We start from the raw sequence: 11,507 nt of genomic DNA, 5'->3' as shown, positions 1-11,507 counted from the left end.
GTTCATGTATGTTATTGGGAATTTAACATGATTGTTGCTAATTTAGCAGCAGATATTTCAATTCTATCTAATAAAGAACTAATTTGATTTGACGTCTGCAAAGTTGTATAGATAATAAGAATACCAAGATAATTAGGTCCATAGATCTTTTTTAAGATGATACTACCATTATTGAAGTCTAAAATTGCTGCCTTCATTTCGCCAAGATCAGGAGAACCATGTCCCTCTGTTGCTATTGCTAAAACTGAGGATGCCATAGCACTTATAGTGATTTCAGGCATATCTTCAGAAAAGTTATTGACTATAGGTAATCCAACAGTACTGACAACGGCACTATCCGTGATCTCTTCACCATCGATCAGTTCATCAAGGAGTGCCTGAATTTTCTGTTCTTGGCTTGCTTTTGATTCTTTTTTCTTTTTCTTTGCCATAGGGCGAGTCTCCTGGAGCGGGGCGATCCATACATCCGATACTTAGATTAATCCATTCCGATACTTAAATATTTTATCGCTAGGAAGCACTTTAATCGAAGAACGAGGAGTTAGCGATCGGTATGTACACTAATCTAATGAAATATTAAAAAAATATAAATACCACCACAAAGATGGAACAAGGTTAATTAAAAAACTAGACAGGCTGACCTGCCTCTGCAAATTTGATGTTTTCCTCAAGTAATTGTCTTAGTATATCGACAAGTTTACTTAAAGGTACTCGGATTTGTTTCATCGAATCGCGGTCACGTATTGTAACGGTATCATCATCTAGAGTTGTATAGTCAATTGTTACACAATAAGGACATCCGATTTCGTCAGCACGTGCGTATCTCCTTCCAATAGATCCAGCCTGATCATATATAGCATTAAATCCATCATCTCTTTTTAATTGAATATAAATTTCCCGTGCCTTTTCTGGCATCCCATCTTTTCGCATTAAAGGATATATTTGAACCGAAATTGGAGCTATCACGTTAGGAAATTGAAACCATATCCAATCTCTGTCAACACCTTTTTCTCTGAAACAGTGCTCTAAAATACAGTGAAGGCTTCTATCAACTCCGAATGACGGTTCGACTACATGTGCAACAAGTTTCTCGCCATCTTGTACCTCAATACTGAGGTCTTCACCGCTATGTTTGGCGTGAGTGCCGAGATCATAAGCTTGACGATACGCGTTACCAACAATCTCGATTATTTGGGACTTTTCTCCTCTTGGCAGTTCTATCTCTAGATCCCAGTTGCCAGCTGAGTAGTGTGGAGTCTCCTCAGGTTTCATCTGCCTAAACCTAAACTTATCCCATGGTATTCCAGCACGTGAATAGAAAACGGTTTCCTTTGCTAGATAATAGGCAAAATATTGGTTCGGCAAAATATTCTGCTTTACGGCTTCGTCTGCAGTTATTTCTAGGATTTCTTGTGGTTCCTTATCTTGACCTTCTCTTGTCAAAAGTCTTAACTTAACATCTTTAATTTCGGCAAAATTGGGTTGGTCATTTAGAGTTGCTGGGTCTACAAACATTTCGATTTCCATTTGTTCGAATTCTCTAAGTCTTATAAGACCCTTTCTGGGCGAAATCTCATTTCTATAAGAACTCCCAACTTGGGCAATACCAAATGGAAGTTTTGCCCTCATACTGGTAGCCGTTCTCTTGAAGTCTAAGAACATTATCTGTGCTGTTTCAGGGCGGAGATACGCTACTTTGCCTTTTCCTCCACCAACCTTTGTGGCCAACATTAGATTAAAAATCGTCACATCAGCTAATTCAGAATCGCAATTTGGGCACTTTATATTATTCTCACGAATAATTCGAGTTAATTCCTGCTCATCCAATCCTTCAACAAATTGTCCTGTAGCATCTTCGATAACATGGTCAGCACGGAATTCTGTTTTGCATTCAGGACACTCTACTATTGGATCTACAAAATGGTCAACATGGCCAGATGCCTTTAAAACTTCAAAAGGTAAAACGGTTCCTCCACTCACTAAGTAAACTGGAGGATTAATCTCTGTTTTGACAAAGTATCGTAACCAAAAATTGATCAAGTTTTCTCGTAGGAAGCTTCCTATTGGACCGAAATCATACACTCCCGCAAAACCGCCATAGATTTCAGCAGTTGGGAAGACTAGACCCCTTCTAAGTGATACCTCCATTACTTTATCAAGCGTAGATCGTTTTTCGCTCAATTTTAACACCTCACGCTCTTTTTCAAGAAACGAGATCTTTGAATATTGATATGAAAACAATAAATGTTCATTTAGCTATATAACTTATAAACCATTTTATTGACGACACGTTTTCATTTAAACCTTTTTTAGATTTTAAAAAGAAAAAGTTCCATTTGGGTATTATTATGGACAACTTACAGAATTTCAGATATTTTCTCTACTGCACGTTTCATTTCTAAAAATATTAGCCCTAATTTCGCCCCTTTTATTGTGCTAACAGTTAACACCGCATTTTCTCCAGCACCGCTCGCAATCACGTGTCCATCTTTTCCTTCTACAAAAATTCTTTCTAATTCACCTTTGCCAAGCTCAATCGCTGCTCTTTCGCCTAGCGAAAGCATTGCAGCAGTCATAGCAGCAATTCGCGTTTCGTCAATGTCGCCAGGAAGGTCACTAGTTATAGGTAATCCTTCCACGCTAACTATTGCTGCCGCTTCTATTGATGCAACTGTTGTTCTAAGCTCCTTAAGAATTCTTAGTAATGCACCTTCTTTTTCCTCCATGAAGTCACTTCCTTAAAAACCCATTTTGATTTCTGAAACAAGGTTTATTTATAAAATGAAATGCATGTTAAATACTCCACATTGAGGTAATCTAGATCTTCACATTTAACTTTATCGGCGAGAAGGACTCTTCACTGAAACCTAACTTTACAGTTTACTGAAAAGCGGAGAACTCTTCTTAGGACGCCATTCTTTTTTTATCTTCAATTTCATGAAGATTTTGCGATAAAATTTCACGTGCAAGGGACGTGAACGCATTTTTAATTCCTATTCCTTTTATTGCAATAGTTTCGTAAACTGGATATTTTACTAATTCAAGTTCTGCTAAAATCGCCTTCTTAGTTAGAGAATCTGGAGCATCTCGTTTATTTAGCATAATAACCATTGGGAGTTTACTATCAAGTTTGTTATTAACATATTCTCGTATTTCATCAGCACTGAATTTATTATCAGGCATCATCTTTCGAGAACTGTCAACAACGAAAATAATTCCATCAGTGCCCTTTAAAACTACATTTCGCTGATGTTTATGACGTTTTTGGCCTGCAACTGTATATACATCAAAAATAACATTGGAGTCAGACATTAATGTTGTATAGTCGAAATATAGAGTGAAACCGTTTGGATCGTCGACTGAAGTAAAACCGCCTTTATTATAACCCTCGACATTTTGATGTATCCATTTAAGTGCAGTAGTTTTTCCTGAAGGTGATGCACCCACGAAGACAATTTTGAAATGTATCCTCCCTGACGCATCTTTTTTCATGATAATCCTCTGTCCGCCTCTTGAGTAAACTAAATCAGGCTTAAGTGTTAAAAACAGAGTGAGAACTAGAAATAAAGCAAATATAAAAAGGTAAAAGATTTAGAATTTCTCTAATTCTTTGAGAGCAGCCTCAAGTTCTTCTTTTTCTGCAAGTTCCTTCGTTGTTTCGGGTGTTGGCGTAGGTGCTGCTGTTGGTTTCTCGGCAAGGAACTCATCTAAGATTTGTTGCAGTTTGTCGGATCCTTTCTTGATGACAAGTCGAACCATTCCAATGTTGACATCGGCTTCGGTAATCACGCATAAGACGCCTTTTCCACAGCTTGCTGCAAATATTTTGCCGTCATCAAATTCGGAAGTCACAATCTTTAGTTCGCCGATATCCAGGTTTTTACCTTGTTCTTCACTAGCACAAAACACTGCACTGGCGATGGCCCCAATTCCGTCGATATCTACCGGGTAGTAACTAAACTTGCTTACATGTGCAATTGTGAGACCTGTCCTGTCTACTAAAATGACTTTCTTAATGCCGCTTTCGCTCTTTATAATCTTACTAAGGATTTCATCAAATGCTTTAACATTTAGCATCTTTAATTCACTTCTTGAGATTTGATAAAATAATTATCTTATGATTAAGATTCGAAACATTACTATATAAAATCTTTCTAGTAGGTTTCTCCACAATCTGTTCGTGCATCAAAGTATAGATCATTTTAATAATCTGTATACGAATTCCAGTGAGATACTACGCTTTTCTCTTGTCCTTTAAAACAATCAATATATATGTTTCTTCTGGTGCAACTAGTACCTCGCCGCCTTTCGTGTCTATCGTGAAGAAATTTAAGTTCTTCTCATCTAATTCGGTTACGATTGATTTTGCTTTTCCAACTAGTGAAGTAATTAATGCGGCAACTTTTTCTGTTTTATCAGTATCGAGCGTTGAACTAATAGGGAGTCCTTCAGAATTAGTTACAATAACTCCCCTCACGCCTTCATGCGCCTTCAGTTTCTTCAACGTTGATTGAAAAACTTTTTGACTAATCAAATAATGGCCTCCGAAGTATTTTCGGATGTCAGTGGTTTCTAGAGATTAAGTCTCTATAGATTATAGATCAAATACTTCCTTAATAAGTGTTTTCTTCCTTTTATATTTAAGACGTTTAGAGATCTGAATATTAGTTCCCCGCAGTTTGTAATCATCAGAAAAAAATCTGATCGCAATAGAATCAAAAAAATACATGCAGGGTCATCTTACAGAGGAGTGATAAAACTTGCATGCAATTAAAATTATCTCATTATAACCTCACTCAATCTGTATATTCACTAAAAGGGAACCAAAAAATACAACCGAAAAATGTTTTAAACATGTGAGTTTTATTATCTTAGTAGATTCATTAGACTAGAATCGCTTTGGTGATAGATGATGGTTACTGAGAAATTGAAAAAGAAGATAGAAGATCAATTGAATGATGTTATGGAAAATATTCCCGCCATCGAAGGCTTAATCGCGTTTCGTCCAAAAAAAGGTGAAATTCTAGCGGGCCAGACACTTACAGAATTAAATCACAATGAAATCATCGAATATGCAATGGCTATTGTTAATGGTGCTAGTTCATTAGGCAAGGCAGTAGATAAAGGTAAGATTGGTGAAATTGATATTGATTGCGAAGAGGGATTTGCTGTTGTCATAAATTCTGGAGATATTGCTCTTACAGCACTGGCAGGACAAGACGCACGGGCAGAGTTGGGCTTACTCAGATTAAATCTAAAAACTGCGCTGGAAAATATAGCAAAACTTTTAAAATAAGATTCCTCGCAAAACGATCTTTTTGATTTTGGTTTTGATTTGAAAACATATTAATTTCATAAAAAAGATCGGAACTTCTCTCTTCTTCCTTCAATTTTTGAAGAATAGTAGAAATGAAATTTGATTTTTGATTTGTTTTATGGAAAACAGTTATGGAAAAAAATTGTGAGAGGAATTTTTAATCGCAATTTTAAGTTTCTTCTCCGTATCTTCTGCGTTTTATTCCGATAGCAATTAACGAGATAACTGTAAACGCACTCACTGCTAAAGTTCCTAAACATAAGGGTCTTACTGTGGGCTCTTCTGTTGTTGTTTCATTTGTTGGTTGAGTTTCTTCCTTATCTTCTGATTCTGCAGAAATAGTAAATTTACACTCGCCATCGCCTTTTTCTCCAATTAACGAGATTATAAATACACCATCAGGTGATTCGAACTCATTTCCATCTTGTTGAGCATTAACTGTATCGGATAATGTACTAGATACACCTAGGGATTCGCCTTCGTAAGAAGCTTGGGCTATGAACGAGAATTCGAGATCCTCTCCAGCTTGACCGGCATCAGCAGTAAGAAGCGCATGTTCGCTAGTAGATTCTAAGATATCATAAAACTGTTCACCTTCACCGCTCTCCTCTCCACTTACAAATGGATAAAGCCTCATTTGGTACATATCGACATCTTTGGATGTTTTTAACTTTACTGTGATCTCACTACCGGTATAACCTGACGCATCAAACCAAAATGCGTAGTAAGTGTGAATGGTTTCTTGATGTTCTATTAAAACTTCATATGAATTTCCTAATTTGGCAACTTCTGCTAAAAAGATCTTCGCTCCTTCATCGCCACCTGAATCGTCTTTGTCGTTACGTACTCTAATTTTATATTCACCGTCTTCACCTGCTTTGAATGTGATTTTTTCTAACATTCCAGCAGCCCTTGTACTTACTATCAATGCTTCGCTTTTGCCAGGTTCGTACACTTCAATGTCATAATCAGTGTTTGTGGCTATAAAGGCTCCGTAAACAAATACGACATATTCTCTATCTTTTTCTAAATCATATTTGAAATTTTTATTTTCTCCAACATCTGAAGTGGCATCGTAGGGCAAGCCGACTACGTTGGTTCCATCAAATTTGGGGGAATCCATTGTCGTAATTCCATTGGGTAGGGAGTTCACTTCTGCACTGGCTTTTAATGAGGGGGAACTGACTGTTAACAAAGCAACTAAAAAGAAGGAAAGTATCACAACGTTCTTTGCATTCATGTTTTCACCCATAATATTGACTCGACATACCTTCTTATATATCTATCATCTTAATATGTTCATGTCTATTAATTATTACTTATGATCTTAATTAAACCATTCTTTCCTGTAAAGGGTGAGGGCAAGAAGTTCGAGGCAACCCTGAAGGTAGCATTTGAAGACGCCTCTGAACTTTAAGAGCCAACTCCTCAAAAAAACTGTGCCTGTTCTCGCAAGTATTCACGTGAACATCGCCTTTAGGGTACTTCAGAGTGGTTGACCACCTTGTGACTATGATGCTGTTTTTTGTTAATCATCCCTTTATAGGTCCTGTAGTTATTAGTATTAAGTACCACAATCCTGTTCATAACCTTCTCAATTTCTTTTGAACGTTTTTCTTCGTCAGATTCCGAAGCACAGGAAGCCTTACCTCGTTCTCTGGTGTTCTTCTGTTTTCTCCTCTTCTCTCCAGCCATAACGTATATCTCGTCAATTTCACGTATGCCCTCAAGTGTAACATCCTCGACCGGTTTAGAAGCCAAACCCTGAACTTTGTGAACGAAGTCGAGGACAGAATAATAATCTCTATACAATTACCTGGCTATCTGTGCCGTGGTCTTTGCCGCCATCTCCGTGATGATGTAAAAAATCTCTTCAGGGGGAGTGGCGATGTTCGAACACCATTCCTGTCAAGTTGTTGAAGATAGTCTCGCATCCGTTGTAATAATATTACTGAGCCCCTTTTGGCCTCTTTTCCTTTTTTTATCGTCTCCTTGCTCCCACAGTGCAGGCACGTAACGCCGCCTCCAGACTTGCTTCCGGACCTAACTTCACATAGATACTTGAAGCAGGCCTCTCCGTCGGGTAGGCAGACTTTCCTCACGCTCTCCTTGTCAATCATCTTTACACCCCCACTTTTATTGTATCCAAGATTTAAGTAATATCTTACGGGTAGCTAAGCAAGAACGCACCAACACTTTAGCGTGGTGATGAATGGCGTTGGTTATATATAGTTTTTTAGTGAGACTATGAGTACCTATGATGCGTAGGGAATTCACCCCTGTGGACATCGAGACCTCCGTAACCCGCAAGGAGATCGAGTCTGGTGATTGAAGCAAGAAGACTCATAGCTTCAGCATGAGGTAGCTCACTTTACAGACAACTGGTTGGGGAGGGGATGAATTGCGTTGTTTTTTTCACTTTCGCAGTTTCTTTTGACTATACTGATGGATATCGAAGGGAACGTAGGGATACACTACCTCTGGTAGGATCACAAACGATAACGTCCCTGTGGGAAAGGATATTCAAGTGTCTCGTTAGTAAAGGGACGAGGACATCCTTAGACACCCCGAACTGTCGATAAACTGATTACTTGTGTTTAACCGTGTTGAAAGAACGGTCGATGAGGGCAGAAGCAACCTGCTTTAGTGAGTAGTAGTTCACGAGGCTGTATTTAATGTTTTGATTTCCTTCATATTCCCATTTCCATTATAAATACCCAGAACTAGTGGCCCAGTTCGGTTTGGAGAAATGGATCCCCCAAAATAGTTTCAGTTTCTTAGTATTGAAAGAATAAAAAAAATAAAAAGATAGAGTGGCGCTAGGTTACGAGTTCTTATGGAACATTAAATGATGCGCTAACTGAGTCGCCTGCTTCAGTGTTAATTGTAACTGAAATTGGCGCGCTAAGATTGTCGTCGCCACTACCAGGATCGCCATCAAGAATACATCTTAATTGGACGCTTTCTCCAGCGCCTACAGTAAGGGAAAAGCTAGATGCACTCCCAGACTTGATAAGTTCTCCTGTTCCTGCATTATAAATCGCAATCCAGCCTGTACTGTCGGTTGTGGTCGAATCCCAAGTCTCATCATCGTCTTGCACTTCCATATAATCAACAGTTGCCTCTTGGCCGCCAGTGTTTTGAATAGTGAAAATCAAAACGTGCTCAGGGTTGCCGTCACCACCACTGTCATTACCCGTGCCAGTGGCAGTTTCAACGTCAGAAGCTTGGTTGGTGGCTGTAGCACCTGACATTCTTATATTTGCTTGGGTAACACCACCGAGTATCCCTTGCGTGTATGCAAACACAGTAACACTTGCAGCTACGGCAATGGCAATTAACAAGATCACTGCAATCACTGGAGATACTGCTTTCCTAGATTTCATCATCCTTTTCATCTTGAGAAGAGTCTTTCTCAATAAATCTCCACCTTTTTCGGTTATGAGTTGTTTGTGTGTTTTTTTTTGATCCAACTCTCTTATGTCTTATGACATAAGAGAATTAAGAGTCTATCTACTTTACAGATAGCAATTTTTCGTTTATCAAACTCCTCAATAATAATCACTTCAAAGCTTAATTATATTTTTTTTGGTAAATTGACTAAAATGTTATGAAAAATTCGATGCCTTACGAAGATTTTCACGAAGGATAGAGTCAAATCTAAAAAGTCTTATAAAATAAGTGCACTTTTGATCAGCAATATACTAGAAGAATCGCAAATCTTTTGGAAAAAAGGATGAAAAGTAATTTGGCATTATCAGATAAACTTAAGCTTTTCAAGACTTAGAGATTAAATTGGCACAAGACCGATATCGGCGTGTCCTGCAGTTTTTACAAATAGTCTTACGGGTTCATAAATTCATTTATTCTGCATTCATCATATTATTTTTCGCTTTACTCTTTCAATGAAGTGATTAACCTTTTCATCAAAGTGTATCTTTTTTAAAAACTGATTTACGAGTATCCCTATTATGGGTTACAGAGGTCTCAGGTCCACAGGCGTCAATTCCCTATGCCCCGTATATAATCAATTACTCAAGGTGACATCCCTGCTCTATAGCCAGTCTGGAATTACTGCGGTTCATCTCCCCCGTGAACCGGGGAGACTTCTCGCTTGGCTACAAGTAAAATGTACATCGAAGACTTATATAAGACTGAACTAGTTTTTAGGCATCTATTCTCCAAAGTATAAAGAACAAAAATAATAAAGAGGATTGTGAATAAAATAATAACGTGATGGTACTATGAATAGCTACTCCAACAAATTAAAAGCTATTATAAAATCGAAAAAAGCTGTCTCCCCAGTAATTGCAGTCATCCTACTTATAGCTATTGCCGTAGCTGCAAGTGTTACTGTGTTTGCATACACGCAAGGGATACTCGGTAGTGTTACCCAAGCAAAGGTAGAGGTTCTTGATGTCACAATGTTAGATGGTGATACAATATTCTTCACTATACGGAATACAGGTGGGCAATCAGTAACAATTGATGTAGATACTTCCATCATAGAATATGATGGAAGTGAGCGGACTCTAAGTACTGTTAGAGAAACTTCCACAGGGACAATATATTACGATGCTTCAACTGATCAGGATTTCGTCGTTCCGGTAGGAGACTCCTTAACTATCGATGTGACTATAACTGATAATGTTTTTGCAGCAAACCAACCTGTTACAATAACTCTCTATGACACTCAAAATACGCAGGTATTTAGCGGAACATATATACTCTGAACTCCATGTGCTTATAATTCACAAATTCAGTGCTTTATACTCCAATGGGGAATTGCCTCATTACATCCTTTTTTCATCCTATCAGTTCAATAGTTGGCAAGGGGTAAATTTGAAGCAGACTTTGTGAATTTGTGACTACCTTCTCTCTCTCGGAAGGGACTTCCCGCCGTCTACGTTAAATGTGTATTATATCCATTTCTTCAATAATACTATTAACTCTTTTCTCAAAGGTTATTTTTCTAGTTTGATTAATTTTCGCGAGACTTATAGTAGTATCTTTGCATAAAGAAGGGCAAGAAACATTGCCACTGATGCCTAAAAGGTTTTTGTATTTAGTTAATTTTTCTGCATCAAGAGAAATTAAGGGTCGATATATGGGCAGTTTTACGCTGGTATCAACCAAATTATAGATTTTAGATTTTTCTGGGCAATCTAACAGATCACCTGTCACTATGCCTTTCATGTCAAATTGTTTACATAAATGCTCTGCAATTTGTAATTGTAATTTCCTGCAAAAAAGGTATAATGATTCCTTGGGAATCAATTGCTTCAATTCTTCGAGGATTGCTGTAAAAGGAACTAAAAATACTGAAAATTCAGAGGGAATAAATGTTTTTAGCGCTGATAAATAAGGAATTTTTTCGGGAAGATTACTGCTATTCAGCGAATTATGGATATTAAAGATTATAGGAACAGGCTCACAGCCTCTTTTCATTATTAAGAAGGCTGCAATCCAGCCTAACTCATCACACGAGATTATAATCGCAATTTTTCCCTGAGTGCCAGTAGGCATACCTCCTACTGCACTTATTACTTCATGAAATAGGTATGCCATTTCATGTCTAATTTCAATAAAAATTTGCTTGTCGGGGGTATTTAAATTTACAGAAACTCCCTTTCCAGACATTTGATCGAGTACTGCCGCGCCAGCCTTGATAGAGATATCCTCTGAAGTAAAGGGATGTGTACCAACTCGCCTAGTAGTAATTCTAAAAGAATCGCCTGCATCTAAGATTTCTTCTGCGACCTTTCTGGAAGTTTTACAGATCTCATCTACATCTGAGTCAACTATTATTGCTGGGCTTGTCGAAACAACTCCAAACACGTTCGAAACAGTTTTGCTTATCGCTTTTGGGTTTTTACCATATATGTAGATCCTACCATATTTGCGAATGATTTCTTTTACGTCAAGTTCTTCTTTTTCAAGTTTTATTCTGATGTTATCTGTAAGTATTTTTTCCATCCATTTTCTAGTTTGTTTTCCTTTAATTCCAATTTCTCCAGAATATCTCACAATAACAACATCAAAGTTCATTAAATCACAAAGATAGTTTTTTAGATAAATTTCATAAACATTTAAGAAACAACCTCTAAAAGATTTTGATGAGATACTAGTTATGTTTGTATGAGTGTCTCACAAGAAGACCCCCCCCAACTAGTTGGGGGATGAAGTGCGT

At 37.7% G+C, this 11,507-nt stretch carries 11 protein-coding genes and 1 pseudogene; 2 read left to right on the top strand and 10 right to left on the bottom strand.

All coding sequences use genetic code 11. From position 1 onward, the window contains the following. Positions 1 to 11 precede the first annotated feature (11 nt). From QVB70_RS03235 to QVB70_RS03210, 6 genes are all read right to left on the bottom strand, one after another. Positions 12 to 431: a roadblock/LC7 domain-containing protein gene (locus QVB70_RS03235; RefSeq protein WP_287583327.1), complete on the bottom strand. Its 420-nt coding sequence runs from the start codon at positions 429 to 431 to the stop codon at positions 12 to 14. 196 nt (positions 432 to 627) lie between these two features. Continuing rightward, a complete protein-coding gene (glyS, locus tag QVB70_RS03230; RefSeq protein ID WP_287583325.1) occupies positions 628 to 2,181 on the bottom strand; it encodes a glycine--tRNA ligase in 1,554 nt (517 codons plus the stop codon). Positions 2,182 to 2,357: 176 nt separating this feature from the next. Continuing rightward, positions 2,358 to 2,726: a roadblock/LC7 domain-containing protein gene (locus tag QVB70_RS03225; RefSeq protein WP_287583323.1), complete on the bottom strand. Its 369-nt coding sequence runs from the start codon at positions 2,724 to 2,726 to the stop codon at positions 2,358 to 2,360. A 178-nt stretch (positions 2,727 to 2,904) separates the two neighbouring features. Continuing rightward, positions 2,905 to 3,492 carry a GTPase domain-containing protein gene (locus tag QVB70_RS03220; protein ID WP_287583321.1) on the bottom strand — a complete coding sequence of 196 codons (588 nt, stop codon included), beginning with the start codon at positions 3,490 to 3,492 and terminating at the stop codon, positions 2,905 to 2,907. 99 nt (positions 3,493 to 3,591) lie between these two features. After that, positions 3,592 to 4,077 (bottom strand): roadblock/LC7 domain-containing protein, encoded by a 486-nt coding sequence (locus QVB70_RS03215; RefSeq protein WP_287583318.1) that lies wholly within the window; start codon positions 4,075 to 4,077, stop codon positions 3,592 to 3,594. Positions 4,078 to 4,234: 157 nt separating this feature from the next. Continuing rightward, a complete protein-coding gene (locus QVB70_RS03210) occupies positions 4,235 to 4,534 on the bottom strand; it encodes a roadblock/LC7 domain-containing protein (protein WP_287583316.1) in 300 nt (99 codons plus the stop codon). A 378-nt stretch (positions 4,535 to 4,912) separates the two neighbouring features. Here QVB70_RS03210 and QVB70_RS03205 point away from each other — a divergent pair, with 378 nt between their 5' ends. Further along, on the top strand, positions 4,913 to 5,296 hold the full coding sequence (locus QVB70_RS03205; protein WP_287583315.1) for a hypothetical protein: 384 nt from the start codon (positions 4,913 to 4,915) through the stop codon (positions 5,294 to 5,296). 190 nt (positions 5,297 to 5,486) lie between these two features. On the opposite strand, the gene QVB70_RS03200 is transcribed toward QVB70_RS03205, so the two are convergent. The 3 genes and pseudogenes from QVB70_RS03200 to QVB70_RS03190 form a co-directional block, all read right to left on the bottom strand. Beyond that, positions 5,487 to 6,569: a hypothetical protein gene (locus QVB70_RS03200; RefSeq protein ID WP_287583313.1), complete on the bottom strand. Its 1,083-nt coding sequence runs from the start codon at positions 6,567 to 6,569 to the stop codon at positions 5,487 to 5,489. 75 nt (positions 6,570 to 6,644) lie between these two features. Continuing rightward, positions 6,645 to 6,817, bottom strand: a pseudogene (locus tag QVB70_RS03195) (IS1595 family transposase); the annotation flags it as partial. Positions 6,818 to 8,151: 1,334 nt separating this feature from the next. Next, complete coding sequence (locus QVB70_RS03190) at positions 8,152 to 8,736, bottom strand: archaellin/type IV pilin N-terminal domain-containing protein (protein WP_287583311.1); 585 nt, start codon at positions 8,734 to 8,736, stop codon at positions 8,152 to 8,154. Between the two features lie 825 nt (positions 8,737 to 9,561). Here QVB70_RS03190 and QVB70_RS03185 point away from each other — a divergent pair. Continuing rightward, positions 9,562 to 10,050, top strand: a complete 489-nt coding sequence (locus tag QVB70_RS03185; RefSeq protein ID WP_287583310.1) for a type IV pilin N-terminal domain-containing protein — start codon at positions 9,562 to 9,564, stop codon at positions 10,048 to 10,050. Positions 10,051 to 10,225: 175 nt separating this feature from the next. On the opposite strand, the gene QVB70_RS03180 is transcribed toward QVB70_RS03185, so the two are convergent. Then, complete coding sequence (locus QVB70_RS03180) at positions 10,226 to 11,365, bottom strand: tRNA sulfurtransferase (RefSeq protein ID WP_287583308.1); 1,140 nt, start codon at positions 11,363 to 11,365, stop codon at positions 10,226 to 10,228. Positions 11,366 to 11,507 lie beyond the last annotated feature (142 nt).

The sequence above is a fragment of the Candidatus Borrarchaeum sp. genome, assembly GCF_019058535.1.
GTDB classification, from domain to species: domain Archaea; phylum Asgardarchaeota; class Sifarchaeia; order Borrarchaeales; family Borrarchaeaceae; genus Borrarchaeum; species Borrarchaeum weybense.
Note: the sequence above shows the minus strand (reverse complement) of the source record. Positions and strands in the feature narration are given on the sequence as shown.